This is a genomic window from Cupriavidus sp. HMR-1, from assembly GCF_000319775.1.
Taxonomy (GTDB): Bacteria; Pseudomonadota; Gammaproteobacteria; order Burkholderiales; family Burkholderiaceae; genus Cupriavidus; species Cupriavidus metallidurans.
Window position 1 is genome coordinate 1 of the sequence record NZ_ANKP01000234.1, and the last position, 17,471, is coordinate 17,471.

Annotated in this window: 15 protein-coding genes; 13 read left to right on the forward strand and 2 right to left on the reverse strand. The window is 65.3% G+C overall.

Features of this window, described 5'->3' with window-relative positions; genetic code table 11:
* Together D769_RS23745 and D769_RS23750 are read right to left on the reverse strand one after the other, a co-directional pair.
* Positions 1 to 695: tripartite tricarboxylate transporter substrate-binding protein (locus D769_RS23745; protein WP_008650271.1), on the reverse strand; the 695-nt coding region annotated here is incomplete at its 3' end.
* A gap of 171 nt (positions 696 to 866) precedes the next feature.
* Positions 867 to 2,054 (reverse strand): porin, encoded by a 1,188-nt coding sequence (locus D769_RS23750; protein WP_008650276.1) that lies wholly within the window; start codon positions 2,052 to 2,054, stop codon positions 867 to 869.
* Between the two features lie 350 nt (positions 2,055 to 2,404).
* On the opposite strand from D769_RS23750, the gene coq7 reads away from it, so the two are divergent.
* The 13 genes from coq7 to D769_RS23815 all read left to right on the forward strand — a co-directional run bounded on the left by coq7 (position 2,405) and on the right by D769_RS23815 (position 17,470).
* Positions 2,405 to 3,028: a 2-polyprenyl-3-methyl-6-methoxy-1,4-benzoquinone monooxygenase gene (gene coq7 / locus D769_RS23755; protein WP_008650278.1), complete on the forward strand. Its 624-nt coding sequence runs from the start codon at positions 2,405 to 2,407 to the stop codon at positions 3,026 to 3,028.
* Positions 3,029 to 3,526: 498 nt separating this feature from the next.
* Positions 3,527 to 3,955 (forward strand): division/cell wall cluster transcriptional repressor MraZ, encoded by a 429-nt coding sequence (mraZ, locus tag D769_RS23760; protein ID WP_008650293.1) that lies wholly within the window; start codon positions 3,527 to 3,529, stop codon positions 3,953 to 3,955.
* A gap of 7 nt (positions 3,956 to 3,962) precedes the next feature.
* Positions 3,963 to 4,940, forward strand: a complete 978-nt coding sequence (gene rsmH / locus D769_RS23765; protein ID WP_008650294.1) for a 16S rRNA (cytosine(1402)-N(4))-methyltransferase RsmH — start codon at positions 3,963 to 3,965, stop codon at positions 4,938 to 4,940.
* Positions 4,937 to 5,254 (forward strand): cell division protein FtsL, encoded by a 318-nt coding sequence (gene ftsL / locus D769_RS23770; RefSeq protein WP_008650296.1) that lies wholly within the window; start codon positions 4,937 to 4,939, stop codon positions 5,252 to 5,254. Before rsmH ends, ftsL begins: the two co-directional genes overlap by 4 nt.
* Positions 5,255 to 5,271: 17 nt before the next feature.
* Positions 5,272 to 7,068 carry a penicillin-binding protein 2 gene (locus tag D769_RS23775; RefSeq protein ID WP_029700546.1) on the forward strand — a complete coding sequence of 599 codons (1,797 nt, stop codon included), beginning with the start codon at positions 5,272 to 5,274 and terminating at the stop codon, positions 7,066 to 7,068.
* On the forward strand, positions 7,065 to 8,612 hold the full coding sequence (locus D769_RS23780) for a UDP-N-acetylmuramoyl-L-alanyl-D-glutamate--2,6-diaminopimelate ligase (RefSeq protein ID WP_008650299.1): 1,548 nt from the start codon (positions 7,065 to 7,067) through the stop codon (positions 8,610 to 8,612). The genes D769_RS23775 and D769_RS23780 overlap by 4 nt, the downstream gene beginning before the upstream one ends.
* Positions 8,609 to 10,009, forward strand: a complete 1,401-nt coding sequence (gene murF / locus D769_RS23785; protein WP_008650300.1) for a UDP-N-acetylmuramoyl-tripeptide--D-alanyl-D-alanine ligase — start codon at positions 8,609 to 8,611, stop codon at positions 10,007 to 10,009. Before D769_RS23780 ends, murF begins: the two co-directional genes overlap by 4 nt.
* Before the next feature lie 15 nt (positions 10,010 to 10,024).
* Positions 10,025 to 11,194, forward strand: coding sequence for a phospho-N-acetylmuramoyl-pentapeptide-transferase (mraY, locus tag D769_RS23790; protein WP_008650301.1), 1,170 nt, complete (start codon positions 10,025 to 10,027; stop codon positions 11,192 to 11,194).
* A 50-nt stretch (positions 11,195 to 11,244) separates the two neighbouring features.
* Positions 11,245 to 12,759 carry a UDP-N-acetylmuramoyl-L-alanine--D-glutamate ligase gene (gene murD / locus D769_RS23795; protein WP_008650306.1) on the forward strand — a complete coding sequence of 505 codons (1,515 nt, stop codon included), beginning with the start codon at positions 11,245 to 11,247 and terminating at the stop codon, positions 12,757 to 12,759.
* A complete protein-coding gene (gene ftsW, locus D769_RS23800; RefSeq protein ID WP_008650307.1) occupies positions 12,756 to 13,997 on the forward strand; it encodes a putative lipid II flippase FtsW in 1,242 nt (413 codons plus the stop codon). Before murD ends, ftsW begins: the two co-directional genes overlap by 4 nt.
* Positions 13,994 to 15,064, forward strand: a complete 1,071-nt coding sequence (gene murG, locus D769_RS23805) for an undecaprenyldiphospho-muramoylpentapeptide beta-N-acetylglucosaminyltransferase (RefSeq protein WP_008650309.1) — start codon at positions 13,994 to 13,996, stop codon at positions 15,062 to 15,064. The genes ftsW and murG overlap by 4 nt, the downstream gene beginning before the upstream one ends.
* Positions 15,065 to 15,074: 10 nt before the next feature.
* Entirely contained in the window at positions 15,075 to 16,490 is a 1,416-nt protein-coding gene (murC, locus tag D769_RS23810) for a UDP-N-acetylmuramate--L-alanine ligase (protein WP_008650310.1), read from the forward strand.
* Positions 16,487 to 17,470 carry a D-alanine--D-alanine ligase gene (locus D769_RS23815; RefSeq protein ID WP_008650312.1) on the forward strand — a complete coding sequence of 328 codons (984 nt, stop codon included), beginning with the start codon at positions 16,487 to 16,489 and terminating at the stop codon, positions 17,468 to 17,470. Before murC ends, D769_RS23815 begins: the two co-directional genes overlap by 4 nt.
* Position 17,471 lies beyond the last annotated feature (1 nt).

Sequence of the window (17,471 nt, forward strand, 5' to 3'; positions counted from 1 at the left end):
ACGGCCAGCGCCTTGAGCTTGCCGGCCTTGATCAGCGCCATGGAGGAAGGCAGGTTGTCGAACATCACCTGCATCGTGCCACCCGTCATGTCGGTCAGCGCGGGGCCGCTGCCGCGGTACGGGAAGTGGACCATGTAGGTCTTGGTCTGGGTCTTGAACAGCTCGCCGGCCAGGTGGATCGACGTGCCGTTGCCGCTCGATGCCATGTTCAGCTTGCCAGGATTAGCCCGTGCGTAGGCAATGAGATCGTTGACGGTATTGATCTTGTTCTGTTGCGCGAAGGCGGGGTTCACCTCCAGCACATTGGGTACCGACGCCACCTCGGTGATCGGCGCGAAGTCCTTGATCGGGTCGTACGGCAGCTTGCCGTACAGCGACTGGTTGATGCCGTGCGTCCCTACGGTGCCCATCAGCAGCGTGTAGCCGTCCGGCGCCGACTTAGCGACGATGTCCGAGCCGATATTGCCGCCGGCGCCGGGTTTGTTGTCGACCACCACGTTCCAGCCGGGCAGCTTCGACAATTCAGCAGAGACTGCGCGCGCCAGGATGTCAGTGGTGCCGCCGGCCGGGAATGGCACGACCAGACGGATCGGCTTGGTGGGATAGGCGTCGGCTGCATGGGCCGAAGCGGCCGCCAGCGGGCTCAGGGCAATCGAAAGCAGCAGCGCGACAGTGCGCCGGCGTGGGTGTGACATGGCGAGGTCTCCGTATAAGGGCCGGCTAATGGCCGGTTGTCCCGGTCTCGGAGCCATTCTAGTCTGGTGCCCGCCACCTGGCGGATGGGGTGAAGCCCTTATGCGTGTCTCGCATCTGGCAAAAAAAAAGGCGCCCGTGGGCGCCTTGAAAGGAACGATGAATCGGTTCGATCAGAACTTGTGGCGAATACCCAGGGCCACGCCGACCTGGCTGTTGGCGCCTTGCTGCAGGTAGTAGCCGTTGGCGAAGCTGACCGCCGACGTGTCGAAGTTCAGGCCCGAGTTCTTCGCGTAGGCCATCGTCAGGTAGACGTCGGTGCGCTTCGAGAAGTTGTAGTCGGCCACGAAGCTGATCTGCCACGGGTTGGCGGGATTGTTCGACGGCAGGGCAGCCTGGCCAACCCCGGCAGGGGCGCGCAGCTGCGTGACGTCGTCGTAGAAGTAGGCCAGCGTCAGACCCAGCGGAGCGCTGACCTGATAGTTCAAGCCGATCCAGTAGTAGTTGTCGCGGATCAGTTCGTTGCCGCTGCTGTCCGTGGTACGGCCATAGCGGTAACCAGCCATCAGCTTGGCCGGGCCATACGTGTAGCTACCGGCTGCGCCGATCTTGCGCGACCGGCCAGGCGAGCCAATGTTGACCGCCGGACGCCATTCGTCATAGGCAACCGTCAGGCCAAGGGGGCCGCTCATGTACAGCACGCCAGCGCCACCGCCTGCGTTGTTGTTGAAGTTGCCCGGCACTTCGCCAGCACCGCCGCCGGCCAGCGGGGTCGTGCCGATCGCGCCGACGCCCGTGCCGAAGCTCCAGTGCGCCTCGGCGGTGACTGGGCCGATCACGGCGGTGTACTTGGCCGTGTTGTCCGAGCGGAAGTTCGTACCCAGTTGGGCCACCACCGGTTCATACAGCGTCGCGTAGCCGGTCGGCGAGAAGTTCGCGAACATGTCGAACATCGTGGTGTACTGGCGACCGAAGGTCACGCGACCCAGCGTATCGCTTTGCAGACCCACGAATGCCTGACGACCGAAGAGGCGGCCGCCTTGCTGCGACTTGCCATCGTCAAGGCCAAAGCCGCTTTCCAGCACGAACAGTGCCTTCAGGCCGCCGCCCAGATCTTCGGTGCCACGCAGGCCCCAACGCGAGCCGGACAGGCCGCCGCCGCCAGACAGACCAACACGGCTGCCGCCGCCCGGCGCCGCTTGAGGAACGCCGCTGGCGTTAGGGGCGCCCAGGCCCGGTGCCAGGTGGTTCGTGTATTCGATCGGCAAGTCCACGACACCATAAAGGGTCACGCTCGATTGCGCATTTGCCGCAGTGGCAAACGCGCTCATCGCGGCAAGCGCGAGAAGCGACTTTTTCATGCTGGGTGATCTCCACTTAAGAATTATTAGATAAAGCCCGGAAGGGACCTCCATAAGTCAGCCCTCTACACCCTTCCGCACTTGACTTCCTTGGAAGCTGCCGACCACTCTAACAAAAGAGCACTTCTTTTGACCCTGTGGTAAACGCCTTGTCTGGTTTTCACAACTCAGGGTTTTTAAGTACCTGTAAGCGACAGATGCCAGCACAGACGCGGCGTTGCGGGCGATGTTGCGGGCCTCGCGCGGGTCGCGCGGGTACAATGGGGGAATTCCCGAAGGCGCGTTTGGTGCGACCTACCTCTTCAGTGGGGCGAAGGTTCGATATGCGCGCAGACCATCCCTAGACAGACATGGATACGTTGATCCGAGAATTCGATGTCGCGTTGCGCGCGATTGCCGGTGCGACCCGCGCGGAGCGCGCCAACCCTGCAGACAGGCTGGCTCCGGAAACGGAGCAGATGAACCCCGAGGAGCGTCGCCACGTATCCGGCCTCATGCGCATCAACCATGTTGGAGAGGTTTGCGCCCAGGCCCTCTACCAGGCGCAGAAGCTGACCGCGCGAACGCCGGCCGTGCGCGCGCAGATGGATGCTGCCGCCAAAGAGGAAGAGGATCATCTGGCCTGGTGCGCGGACCGCCTGCGTGAACTGGGCTCGCGTCCGAGCCTGCTGAATCCCGTCTGGTATGCCGGCGCGTTCGCGATCGGCGTTCTGGCGGGACGCGCCGGCGACAAGGTCAGCCTTGGCTTCGTGGCCGAGACTGAGCGTCAGGTCGAGCATCATCTGACCAGCCACCTCGACCGCCTGCCCACCACGGACAGCCGCTCGCGCGCAATCCTCGAACAAATGCGCGACGACGAGGTCCGCCACGGCGATGCCGCGAGGAACGCAGGGGGTATCCCACTGCCGGGACCAGTTCGCGCATTGATGCAAGTCGCATCGCGCGTCATGACCACCACCGCCTACCGCATCTGATCGATAAGGATCGGCGCGTCTCGAAGCGCTTCGTCGCGATCCAATTCGCGATGGGTCGCGGACCTGCCTGTGGTGGTTGTGGAAAAGTCCCCTGAGCCCTTGCCTGACAGGGGCTGACAGCAAAACGTTGTATCCTTCCCGACGGCGTGAAACCGATGGCGTTTCACGCTGTCGGCAGTATTCCCTCCGGTAGTTCTCAGGTGGTTTCTCTGCTTTCCTCCCCAAGTTCTTCATTTCATTAAGGAATCACCTTTGCGGTGCGTGAGGTTGACGCGCTAAGTCTTTGTTCTGATTAAAAAAAGCTTGTTTCTTGCCCCATAGCGAGCCTTGACCCGCCAAAACGCTTCCTCTAAAGTGGGAAATAGTGTGAGGAAGTGTATTTTTGTGTGAAAAACCGGGTTGGCTCTGCGATGATTTATCTCAGACCGAACTGGTAGCGGAAGGGATGAATCGACCTGCCGGACGGCTCTGAGGCCGACGGCTACCAGGGGGGCGAGCTTGTTTCAGGGAGCATCGGCGCTTTCGCTTGATGCCAAGGGTCGGATGTCCATTCCGGCCAGGCACCGCGAAGCGCTGCAAACACAGGCCGAGGGCCGGGTTACGCTGACCAAGCACCCGGATGGATGCCTGTTGCTCTTTCCCCGCCCTGAGTGGGAGGTTTTCCGAGGCCGTATAGCGGCGCTGCCGATGGATGCCCATTGGTGGAAGCGGATTTTCCTCGGTAACGCCGCCGACGTGGATATGGACGGCGCAGGCCGCGTGCTGATAGCACCGGAATTGCGCAGTGCCGCCATGCTCGACAAGGAAGTGATGCTGCTCGGCATGGGCAGCCACTTCGAAGTTTGGGATGCCGCGACCTACGCCGCCAAGGAACAGGCAGCGATGGCGCAAGGCATGCCGGAAGCATTGAAGAATTTCTCCTTCTGAAGAGGTCATGAGCCCTACCGAATCGCCGGGGACCACCACCCTGCGCCATCGCACCGTGTTGCTGGACGAGGCCGTCGATGCGCTCGTCTGGCGGCCCGACGGCGCCTATGTGGACGGCACCTTCGGCAGAGGGGGGCACAGCCGGGCAGTACTGGCCCGGCTGGGGCCGGCCGGCACCCTGGTCGCCTTCGACAAGGATCCGGCAGCAATCGCAGAAGCGGGCACCATCAAGGATGCCCGCTTCTCCATTGAGCACGCGAGCTTTGCGGAAATGGGCGATCGGCTGGCCGGCCGTGGCCCGGTAGCTGGCGTGCTGCTCGACCTGGGAATCAGCTCGCCCCAGATCGACGAGGCAGCGAGGGGGTTTTCCTTTCGTTTCGAGGGCCCGCTGGACATGCGCATGGACACCACGCGCGGCATTACCGCCGCCGAGTGGCTTGCACAAGCGGACGAGCATGACATTGCCAGGGTGATACGAGACTATGGGGAAGAACGGTTTGCTCTACAGATTGCAAAGGCGATTGTTGCTCGCCGGCGCGAATCCGGCGATGGCGGAGCACTCGCCACTACTTCAGACCTTGCCGCGCTCGTGGCGAAAGCCGTCAAAACACGCGAGAAGGGCCAGGACCCTGCGACCCGCACCTTTCAAGCTTTACGGATTTACATCAATCAAGAGCTTGAGGACCTCGAAAGAGGCCTGAAGGCGGCGTACGAACTGCTTCAGGTCGGGGGCCGCCTCGTGGTGATCAGCTTTCACTCGCTCGAGGACCGTATCGTCAAACGGTTCATGCAGGCGCACGCCCGTCCCGAGCGGGATGCCGATCCGGCCCTGCGCCGCGCACCGTTGCGCGCGGCCGACCTGCCGCAGCCGACGATGAAACTGCTGGGCCGATTCAAGCCGGGCGCCGAAGAGGTGGCCGGCAACCCGCGCGCCCGTTCCGCGGTGATGCGCGTGGCCGAAAAACTCGGAGAGCAGTCGGCATGAACCGCCTGACCTTCTTCCTCCTTGCCGCCCTGTTGTTCTGCGCGCTGTCGCTGGTCAGCGCGCAGCATCAGGCACGCACGCTGTTCGTGGCACTCGAACGCGCGCAGTCGGAGGAGAAGCAGCTCGATATCGACTGGTCGCGCCTGCAGTACCAGCAAAGCTCGCTCAGCAAGAGCGCGCGCATTGCCGAGGCCGCGCGCACGCAGCTCAAGATGTCGCCGGCGGTGGCCGGTCGTACCCAGTATCTGCAGGGCGTGGTGCTGCCATCGACGCCGCCGGATGCCGAACAACCCGCAGAGGGGGCAGCCAAATGAGCATGGCCCGGCCAACCATGAACCGCGCCCGCGCCGGCAACAAGTCGCGCGGCGAGGCGGCCCGTCCTCGCACCGGCCAGTTCTCTGCCAGCCCGGTGCTGGGTCTGCGCCTGCCGATGTGGCGCTCGAAGTTCGTGGTGTTCCTGATGTTCGCCGCGTTCCTGGCGCTGGCCGCGCGCGCGATGTGGATTCAGGGCCCGGGCAACCAGTTCTACGAGATGGAGGGCAAGAAGCGTTTCCAGCGCACGCTGGAGCTGCCCGCCACGCGCGGCAAGATCCTGGATCGCAACGGCCTGGTGCTGGCCACCAGCCTGCCGGTCAAGGCGATCTGGGCCGTGCCTGAGGACGTGCCGAACGATCTCGATCCGCAGCGCATGCGCCAATTGGCCAAGCTGCTGGACATGTCCGAAAAGGAACTGCGCGCCAAGTTCAACGAGGACAAGAGCTTCGTCTACCTGAAGCGCCAGGTGCTGCCCGATGCGGCCGACAAGATCGCCGCGCTCAAGATCGATGGCGTTCACCAGACTCGCGAATACAAGCGCTTCTATCCCGAAGGCGAGGCGATGGCGCATATCGTCGGCTTCACCAACGTCGAGGACAAGGGGCAGGAAGGCGTGGAACTGGCGCGTGAAAGCGTGCTGGCAGGCCGTGCCGGCGCGCGTCAGGTGATCAAGGATCGCCTGGGCCGCGTGGTGGAGGACGTTGGCATCCTGAAGACCCCGCGCGACGGCGAGGACATGCAGCTGTCGATCGACGCCAAGATCCAGTACCTGGCCTACAACGAGGTCAAGGCCGTGGTCGAGCGTAGCAAGGCTAAGGCCGCCAGCGCCGTGGTGCTCGATGCGCAGACCGGCGAGGTGCTGGCGCTGGCCAACTGGCCGACCTACAACCCGAACGACCGCAGCCGCCTGTCGGGCGAGCAGCTTCGCAACCGTGTGCTGACCGATACCTTCGAGCCCGGCTCGATGATGAAGCCGATCTCGATCGGGCTGGCGCTGCAGCTTGGACGCGTGACGCCGTCGACGACCATCGTGACGACCGGCAAGTTCAACTTCGAAGGCGCGACGATCTCCGATACCCACAACTACGGCACGCTCACGGTGGGCGGCGTGATCCAGAAGTCGAGCAACATCGGCACGACGAAGATCGCGATGATGATGAAGCCGCAGGAAATGTGGGACATGTTTACCAGCGTCGGCCTGGGGCAGGCGCCAAAGATCGGCTTCCCGGGTGCCGTGGCGGGTCGCGTGCGGCCGTGGAAGAGCTGGCGCCCAATCGAGCAGGCGACGATGTCCTATGGCTATGGCCTCTCGGTGTCGCTGTTCCAGATCGCGCACGCCTATACGATCTTCGCGCATGACGGCGAGCTGATTCCCGTGTCGATCTTCAAGACCAACGGCCCGACAGACGGCGAACGCATCCTGTCGCCCCAGGTTGCCCGCCAGGTGCGCGGCATGCTCGAAACCGTGACCGCGCCCGGCGGTACCGCGCCCGAGGCCCAGGTGATGGGCTACCGCGTCGGCGGCAAGACCGGCACTGCATACAAGCATGTAGGCCGCGGCTACGACCGCAGCAAGTACCGCGCCTCGTTCATCGGCCTGGCCCCGATGTCGAACCCGCGCGTGATCGTGGCCGTCAGCGTGGACGAGCCGACCTCCGGCAGCCACTACGGTGGCGCGGTCGCCGGCCCGGTCTTCTCGGCCATCACCGGCGGCGCTCTGCGCGCGCTGAATGTCCAGCCCGACTCGCCGATCCGGCAGTTGATGGTCACCGACAAGGTGCCTGAGAGCGAACCATGGAGCGCGACCCAATGACGCGCCAGCCGCTGCTTCCGCTCGAAGTCTCCGCCCAGGCCAGCAACGCGCTGGCCTGGCTGCGTACGCACGCCCCGGAAAACGCGCAGTTGACCGGCGATACGCGCCGCCTGCAACCGGGCGACGTGTTCTTCGCCTATGTGCTGGGCAACGAGCGTCTGGCTACCGATGGTCGTCCGCATATCGACAAGGCGATCGCTGCCGGCGCGTCGGCCGTCGTCTACGAGGCTGACAACTTCGCATGGCCCCATGACGATCGCGTGCCCCACCTGGCAGTGTCTCACCTGCACGAGCTGGCGGGCCCCATCGCGGCTGGCTGGTACGGCATCGCTGCGTGCAATCTGACGATTACCGGCGTCACGGGCACCAACGGCAAGACCTCGTGCTCGCAATGGCTGGCACGCCTGCTGCAGATGGCAGGCACGCGATGCGCGACGATCGGCACGCTCGGCTCGGGCTTCCCCGACGCGCTCAAGCTCACCGGCTTCACCACGCCGGACGCCGTTCAGTTGCAGGCCAGCCTGGCCGAACTGCACGACGCCGGCGCGCGCGCCGTGGCGATGGAAGTTTCCTCGCATGGGCTGGAGCAGGGCCGCGTGGCCGGCACCGGGTTTGCCGTTGCCGTGCTGACCAACCTGACCCAGGACCACCTCGACTACCACGGCACGATGGCCGAGTACGAGGCAGCCAAGGCGCGCCTGTTTGCGTGGGACGGCCTCAAGGCGGCGGTGATCAATCGCGACGATGGCATGGGCCAGCGCCTGCTAGCCAGCAACGCGGTGGCCGTGAGTGCCCCGCAAGTCATTGAATATGGCATCGACGGCAAGGCCGGCGCTTCGGTGGCACGCGGCCAGTGGTTGCGCGCGACTGGCGTGCGGGCCACTGGCGCCGGCACGGCGTTCCACGTCGATGGCAGTTTCGGCACCGCGGACGTGACCACGCCGATGATCGGCGCATTTAACGTCAGCAATCTGCTGGCCGTGCTCGGCGCCGCGCTGGCGCAGGGCGTGACCTGGGATGCGGCCATCGATGCGCTGCGCCGCCTGACGCCGGTCGATGGCCGCATGGAATTGTTCGGCGGCCACGATGCCCCGCTGGCCGTGGTCGACTACGCCCATACGCCCGATGCGCTGGTCCAGACGCTGATCGCGCTGCGGCCCGTGGCCCAGGCGCGTCAAGGCAAGCTCTGGTGCGTGTTCGGCTGCGGCGGGGATCGCGACGCCACCAAGCGCCCGCTGATGGGCGAAGTGGCCGAGCGCCTGGCCGATGAAGTGGTGCTGACCAGTGACAACCCGCGCAGCGAAGATCCGCGCGAGATCCTTGAAGCGATCGCCGACGGCATGAACGACCGCGCCCGCGCCGCGCTGATCGAGGACCGCGCCGCCGCCATTCTCTACGCCATCAAACATGCCGCCCCGGCCGACGTGGTGCTCGTGGCCGGCAAGGGCCACGAAGCCACGCAGGAGATCCAGGGGCGCAAGCGCCCGTTCTCCGACCGCGAGCACGTGCGCCTGACCCTGGGCGCGCGGGGGGTGTCGGCATGAACCGCCAACCGATGACGACTCTGCAGCAAGCCGCTGGCTGGATTGCCGGCGCAAGTATTTCCGGAGATGCTGCGCGCTCGTTTTCGCGCGTGCATACCGACAGCCGTACCGTCGAGCCCGGCGACCTGTTCGTCGCGCTCAAGGGTGAGCGTTTCGACGCCCACGATTTTCTGGCCGATGTGGTCGCGCGCGGCGCCGCCGCGGTGATGGTGAGCCGCAAGGTCGACGTCGACGTGCCGGCGCTGATCGTGCCCGACACGCGCACCGGCCTCGGCCAGTTGGCCACGGGTTGGCGCCACACGTTCACGCCGCCGACGGTGGCCGTGACCGGCAGCAATGGCAAGACCACGGTCAAGGAAATGATCGCGGCGATCTTTGCCGCGGCCGTGGGTGAGGGCGATCGTCTGGCAACGGGCGGCAACCTGAACAACGACATCGGCCTGCCATTGACCGTGCTGCGCCTGCGCGCGCATCACAAGCTGGCCGTGCTCGAACTGGGCATGAATCACCCGGGTGAGACGATCTACCTGGCCGGCATTGCCCAGCCGACCGTGGCGGTGGTCACCAACGCCCAGCGCGAGCACCAGGAATTCATGGTCAGCGTGGAGGCCGTGGCGCATGAACACGCCAGCGCCATCGCCGCGCTGCCCGCCGATGGCGTGGCCGTGTTTCCGGTCGATGCCGAAAGCGGTGGCGCCTATGCGGCCATCTGGCGTCAGGCCGCCGGCACACGGAAGGTGCTGTCGTTCGGGACCGATGCTTCGGCTGACGTACGGGCCACGGTATCGCTGGAGAATGGCGTGCAGGTGCTGGACGTGACCGCGCCAGACCTGCGCTTCACGCTGCGCCTGCAGGTGCTGGGTGTGCACAACGTGCGCAACGCGCTGGCGGCCACGGCGTGCGCGCTGGCCGCAGGCGTCGATGTGGCGGCGATCCAGACCGGCATCGCCGGCTTCACCGCCGTGAAGGGCCGCCTGCAGGTGAAGCACACGCCAGCGGGCATCGTCGTTATCGACGACACGTACAACGCCAACCCGGATTCGATGCGTGCCGCGATCGACGTGCTGGCCGGATTTGCGACGCCGCGCCTGCTGGTGCTGGGCGATATGGGCGAGGTAGGGGACCAGGGGCCGATGTTCCACACCGAGATCGGTGCGTACGCGCGCGAGCGCGGCATCGACGCGCTCTGGGCAACAGGCGAACTCGCACCGCACGCGGTGCAGGCATATGGCGGTGGCGCACGGTATTTCGCTCGCGCGGAAGACCTGGCGCAGGCGCTGGAGGCAGACAAGGAGGGCACGGTGGCCAATGCAGCGGCCGTGCTGGTGAAGGGATCGCGCTTCATGCGCATGGAACGGATGGTCGATGCGCTTGTCGCATCACCTTCCGCTCATTAACGAAACAGACCAACGATGTTATTGACACTGGCCCAGTGGCTGCAGAACGACTACAGCTTCCTGCGGGTCGTCAACTATCTGACTTTCCGCGCGGTGATGGCCAACGTCACCGCGCTGGTGATCGGCCTGGGTTTCGGGCCGTGGGTGATTCGCCGCCTGACCGAACTGAAGATCGGTCAGGCCGTACGCACGATCGGCCCGCAGACGCACCTGGTGAAGGCCGGCACGCCGACCATGGGTGGCGTGCTGGTGCTGATCTCGATCGCGATCTCGACATTACTCTGGTGTGACTGGGGCAACCGCTTCATCTGGGTTGTGCTGCTCGTGACGCTGGGCTATGGCGCGATTGGCTGGGTCGACGACTACCGCAAGGTGGTCTATCGCGATCCGCGCGGCATGTCGAGCCGCGAGAAGTTTTTCTGGCAGACGCTGATCGGTCTGGTTGCCGCCGTGTATCTGGCGTTCTCGGTGTCCGAGGCCAGCAACGTGCGCATCTGGAGCCTGTTCCTGAGCTGGATCGAGGGCGGCATGTTTGCCGACGTGCCGTACAAGATGAACCTGATCGTGCCCTTCTTCAAGGAAGTGAGCTACCCGCTCGGCGTGACCGGTTTCATCGTGCTGACCTATCTGGTGATCGTTGGCTCGAGCAACGCGGTGAACCTGACCGACGGCCTGGACGGCCTCGTGATCATGCCCGTGGTGTTGGTGGGCGGCGGCCTTGGCGTGTTTGCCTACGTGATGGGCAATGCGGTCTACAGCAAGTACCTGCTGTTCCCGCACATTCCCGGCGCGGGCGAACTGCTGATCTTCTGCTCGGCGATGGCCGGCGCGGGTCTGGCGTTCCTCTGGTTCAACGCCCACCCGGCACGCGTGTTCATGGGTGACGTCGGCGCGCTGGCGCTGGGCGGGGCGCTGGGCACGGTCGCGGTGATCGTGCGCCAGGAGATCGTGCTGTTCGTGATGGGCGGGATCTTCGTGGTGGAAACGCTGTCAGTGATGCTCCAGGTGTCGTGGTTCAAGTTCACGAAGCGTCGTTACGGCGAAGGCCGCCGGCTGTTCCGCATGGCGCCGCTGCATCACCACTTCGAACTGGGCGGCTGGAAGGAAACACAAGTGACGGTGCGCTTCTGGATCATCACGATGCTGCTGGTGCTGATCGGGTTGTCGTCGCTGAAGCTGCGCTGAACCCGGGCTGAAATTTTTAACCTACGGACTCTACAAGGCAGGAAAACGAAGTGTTTGGCGTGTTGCAGAAACCTCATGTGCTGGTACTTGGCCTCGGTGAATCGGGGCTGGCCATGGCACGCTGGTGCGGCCTGAATGGCTGCCGCGTGCGCGTGGCCGACACACGCGAGGCGCCCGCCAACCTTGTCTTCCTGCAGGCGGAACTGACCACGGCCCAGTTCGTGGGCGGGCAGTTCACCGAGAACCTGCTCGACGATATCGGTCTGGTGGCGATCAGCCCCGGGCTGTCCCCGCTCGAACCCAATACGCGGGCGCTGCTCGAGGCGGCGCAGGCACGCAGTATTCCTGTCTGGGGCGAGATCGAACTGTTCGCCCAGGCGATTGGCTACCTGGAGGCCACGTCGGGCTACGCCCCGCGCGTGCTGGCCATCACCGGTACCAACGGCAAGACCACGACCACCGCGCTGACCGGCCGGCTGATCGAGCGCGCAGGCAAGACCGTAGGCGTGGCAGGCAATATCAGCCCGTCCGCGCTGGACAAGCTGTCGGCCTGCATCGCAAGCGCCACGTTGCCCGATGTCTGGGTGCTCGAACTGTCCAGCTTCCAGCTCGAATACACGTTCTCGCTGGCGCCGCACGCGGCCACGGTGCTCAATGTCACGCAGGACCACCTCGACTGGCACGGCAGCATGGAAGCGTATGCCGCCGCCAAGGCGCGCATCTTCGGCCCGGCCGAGAAGGGTTGCCTGCAGGTGCTCAACCGGCAGGACCCGCTGACGATGAACATGGCCCGCCGCGGCACCACGCTGGTCACGTTCGGCACCGACCTGCCCGAGACGCCGGGCAGCTACGGCGTGCTGCGCGAAGGCGGGATGCCATGGCTCGTGCTGGCCGAGCCCGACACCGAAGCCGATGCCGAGCAGAAGCCGCGCCGCCGCAAGAAGGACGATGTCGTCGCCGATGCCGTCGTGCCGGTGCGCCACAAGCGCCTGATGCCGGCCGACGCGCTGCACATCCGTGGCATGCACAACGCCACCAACGCGATGGCCGCGCTGGCGCTGTGCCGCGCGATCGACCTGCCGCTGAACGCGCTGCTGCACGGCCTGCGCGAGTATCGCGGCGAGCCGCACCGCGTGGAATGGGTGGCAACGATCGATGAAGTCGAGTACTTCGACGACAGCAAGGGAACGAACGTCGGCGCCACCGTGGCTGCACTGAGCGGGCTGGACAAGCACGTGGTGCTGATCGCCGGTGGTGAGGGCAAGGGCCAGGATTTCTCGCCGCTGGTCGCGCCGGTGGCGCAATACGCGCGCGCCGTGGTGCTGATCGGCAAGGATGCGGGCGCGCTGCGCGAAGCGCTGGAGGCGACCGGCAAACCGCTGATCGACGCCGGCTCGCTGGAGGAAGCGGTAGAGAAATCCGCCAGCCTCGCGGAAGCGGGCGACGTGGTGCTGCTGTCGCCGGCCTGCGCCAGCCTCGACATGTTCCGTAACTACGTGCATCGCGCCCAGGTGTTCCGCGGCGCGGTGGAAGAACTGGCTTTGTCCCGGGGGATCATGCCATGAGCGACTCGCAGGTCAAGCGCAGCGGATTCATCGGCGCCACCATTGGCAATGCCTGGGGTGGCCTGCGTGATGCGGTGTCCGGCGTCAAGCCGACCCGCTCCCGCATGATGGAGTACGACCAGCCCCTGCTGTGGGTAGCGATCGTACTGCTGACGTTCGGCCTGGTGATGGTCTACTCGGCGTCGATCGCGCTGCCGGACTCGCCGCGCTACGCCAACTACCGCGAGGCCCATTTCCTGGTGCGCCACGCGTTCAGCCTGGTGATCGGACTCTCCACGGCGCTGGTGGCGTTCCAGATTCCGGTGAAGGTCTGGGACCGTTACGCGCCGAAGCTGTTCATCGTCGCCCTGATCCTGCTGGTGATCGTGCTGGTGCCGTTCGTCGGCAAGGGCGTGAACGGCGCGCGGCGCTGGATTCCGCTTGGCCTGATGAATTTCCAGCCGTCCGAACTGATGAAGCTGGCCGTGGTGCTGTACGCGGCCAACTACACGGTGCGCAAGCAGGAGTGGATGCAGACCGTCTCGAAGGGCTTCCTTCCGATGGGGGTGGCCGTGGTCGTGGTGGGGATGCTGCTACTGCTCGAACCCGATATGGGCGCGTTCCTGGTGATCGCGGCCGTGGCGATGGGCATCTTGTTCCTGGGCGGCATCAACGGCAAGCTGTTCGCCGGCCTGGTCGGCGTGGCCGTGGGCGCGTTCGCGCTGCTGATTACGGCATCGCCGTGGCGTCGCGAGCGGATCTTTGCGTACCTGAATCCGTGGGAAGAAAGTAACGCGCTCGGCAAGGCTTATCAGCTCACGCACTCGCTGATCGCCTTCGGCCGTGGCGAATGGACTGGTGTGGGCCTGGGCGGCAGCATCGAGAAATTGCACTACCTGCCGGAAGCCCACACTGACTTCATCCTGGCGGTGATCGGCGAGGAATTCGGCTTCATCGGCGTGCTCGTGATGATCGTGCTGTTCTACTGGATGGTCCGCCGCTGCTTCGACATCGGCCGTACGGCGCTGCAGCTCGACCGTACCTTCGCCGGTCTGGTGGCCAAGGGCATGGGCATCTGGATCGGCTGGCAAACGTTCATCAACATGGGCGTGAACCTGGGCCTGCTGCCGACCAAGGGCCTGACGCTGCCACTGGTCAGCTATGGCGGCTCGGGCATCCTGATGAACTGTGTGGCGTTGGCGATTGTCCTGCGCATTGACTACGAGAACAGGGTGTTGATGCGCGGAGGGAAGGTATGACCGCACGCACGCTGCTCGTGATGGCTGGCGGCACCGGGGGCCACGTGTTCCCGGGGCTGGCGGTCGCGCGTGCGTTGCGTGACGAGGGCTGGCGGGTGGTCTGGCTCGGCAATCGTACGGGCATGGAAGCGACGCTGGTGCCGAAGCACGACATCCCGATGGAGTACATCCAGTTCGGTGGACTGCGTGGCAAGGGCCTGCTGACCAAGCTCCTGCTGCCGCTGAACCTGCTGCGCGCGTTCTGGCAGAGCATCGGCGCGCTGCGTCGGGTGAAGCCGGACGTGGTGCTCGGCATGGGCGGCTATATCACCTTCCCGGCAGGGATGATGGCGTCGCTGCTTGGGCGCCCACTGGTGCTGCACGAACAGAACTCGATCGCTGGCCTGGCGAACAAGGTATTGGCGAAGGTCGCGGACCGCGTGCTCTGCGCGTTCCCGGACACGTTGCCGAACAGCGAGTGGACCGGCAATCCGGTGCGTGCCGAACTGGCGCAGATTCCGGCGCCGGAGTCACGCTACGACCATCGCACCGGCCCGCTGCACGTGCTTGTGGTGGGTGGCAGCCTTGGCGCGGCCGCACTCAACGACGTGGTGCCGAAGGCGATCGCGCTGCTGCCCGAGGGGCAGCGCCCGGTCGTCAAGCATCAGGCCGGCGTGAAACAGATCGATACGCTGCGTGCGAACTACGCCGCGGCGGGCGTGGCCGGCGATACCGTGCCATTCATCGACGACATGGCGGCGGCCTATGCCGACGCCGATCTGGTCATCTGCCGCGCGGGCGCGATGACGGTTTCCGAAGTGGCGGCCGCCGGTGTGGCGGCGCTGTTCGTGCCGTTTCCGCATGCGGTGGACGATCACCAGACCACCAACGCGACGTTCCTGTCGAAGCAGGGCGCTGCGTTGCTGGTGCAACAGAACGAACTGACCGCGGAAGGTCTGGCGAAGACGCTCGCCGGCCTGTCGCGGACGCAATTGAAGGACATGGCGCGCGCTGCGCGCGGCCTGGCCAAACCGGAGGCAACCCGGCGCGTCGCCGAGATCTGCAGCCAGTTGGCGGGTAAATCGTGAAACGAATTCAATGAAGCATATTGTCAAGAACATCCACTTCGTAGGTATTGGCGGGGCCGGCATGAGCGGCATCGCCGAGGTCCTGCTGAATCTGGGCTACAAGGTCTCGGGTTCCGACGTGGGCAGCAATGCCGCCACGCGGCGCCTGGCTTCGCTCGGCGCGCGCGTGGCTCATGGCCACGGCGCGGAGAACGTGACGGGCGCCAATGCCGTGGTGGTATCCACCGCGGTGACCAACGACAACCCCGAAGTGCTGGCAGCCCGCGCCAGGCGTATCCCGGTGGTGCCGCGTGCGGTGATGCTGGCCGAGCTGATGCGCCTGAAGCAGGGTGTGGCCATTGCCGGCACCCATGGCAAGACCACCACGACCAGCCTGGTGGCATCGGTGCTGGCCGAAGGCGGGCTCGATCCGACGTTCGTGATCGGTGGCCGCCTGAATTCAGCCGGCGCCAACGCGCGGCTCGGCACGGGCGATTTCATCGTCGCGGAAGCCGACGAGTCCGACGCGTCGTTCCTGAACCTGTTTCCGGTGATGGAAGTCATCACCAATATCGACGCCGACCACATGGACACCTACGGGCATGATTTTGCCCGGCTCAAGCAGGCGTTCGTGGAGTTCACCCAGCGCTTGCCGTTCTACGGCATTGCCGTGCTGTGCGTCGATGATCCGAACGTGCGCGAGATCCTGCCGTTCGTGTCCAAGCCGGTGGTGCGCTACGGATTTGCCGAGGACGCGCAGATTCGCGCCGTCAATGCGCGCGCCGTCGATGGACAGATGCACTTCACCGTGCTGCGCCAGCTCAATGGCCACGCCGAGCCGCCGCTCGACATCGTGCTGAACCTGCCGGGGATTCACAACGTGCAGAACGCGCTGGCCGCTATCGCGATCGCCACCGAACTCGAAGTGCCGGACGCGTCGATCGTCAAGGCGCTGCGCGAGTTTCACGGCGTGGGCCGCCGCTTCCAGCGCTATGGCGAGGTGGCGACGCCCGACGGTTCGGGCACGTTCACGCTGGTCGACGACTACGGCCACCACCCGGTCGAGATGGCCGCGACGCTGGCCGCCGCGCGCGGCGCGTTCCCGGACCGCCGCCTGGTGCTGGCGTTCCAGCCCCATCGTTTTACACGCACGCGCGACTGTTTCGAGGACTTCGTCAAGGTGCTGGGCACCGTCGACGCGCTGCTGCTGGCGGAGGTGTACGCCGCCGGTGAATCGCCGATCGTCGCGGCCGATGGCCGCGCGCTGACGCGCGCGCTGCGCGTCGCAAACAAGGTAGAACCCGTTTTTGTCGAGCAGATCGAGGACATGCCCCAGGCCATCCTGAATGCCGTACGGCCCGGCGATGTGGTCGTAACCATGGGCGCTGGCTCGATCGGCGCGGTGCCGGGCCAGTTGGTATCGCATCAACAAGGGGGGCAGCAATGAGCTTCGTCGCCCATCCCAATATCGATCCGAAGTCGCTGGGCAAGGTTGGCGTGCTGCTGGGCGGCAAGTCGGCCGAGCGCGAGATCTCGCTGCTGTCCGGGAACGGCGTGCTGGCCGCGCTGAAGTCGCGCGGCGTCGATGCGCATCCGTTCGATCCGGGTCTGCAGCCGATCAGCGAACTGGCTGCGGCAGGTTTCGACCGCGTTTTTATCGCGCTGCACGGCCGCTACGGCGAAGACGGCACGATGCAGGGCCTGCTCGAGCAGCTTGGCATCCCCTATACCGGCAGCGGCGTGCTGGCGTCGGCGCTGGCCATGGACAAGCAGGCTACCAAGCGCCTGTGGATGACGCATGGCCTGACCACGCCGCGCTTCGCGATGCTCTACGCGAATACCGATTTCGATGCCGTGGTTGCCGATCTTGGCCTGCCGCTGATCGTCAAGCCGGCCCGTGAAGGGTCGTCGATCGGCCTGACCAAGGTGGTCGCCGCGGACCAGATGCGCGCTGCGTTCGAGAAGGCTGCAGGGCTCGATGCCGACGTGATCGCCGAGACGTTCATCGACGGCGCGGAGCTGACTTGCCCGATCGTGGGCGAGGGTCCGACGGCCGAAGCGCTCCCGGTTATCAAGATTGTCGCGCCGGAGTCGAACTACGACTATCAAAATAAGTATTTTACTGACGATACCCAATACCTGTGCCCGTCGACATTGCCCGACGCGCTGGAGCGCGAAGTACGCGCGCTGGCCGTGGAGGCATTCCGGGTGCTGGGGTGTCGCGGCTGGGCCCGCGCGGACGTGATGCTGACGCGTGACGGCAAGCCTTATCTGCTCGAAATGAATACGTCCCCCGGCATGACCGGCCATTCGCTCGTGCCGATGGCGGCGCGCGCGCAGGGCATCAGCTATGAGGATTTCGTCATGCAGGTACTGGCGGCCGCCACGCTGGACCTGCATCCGAATGAACACTGGAAACCCGAATAAC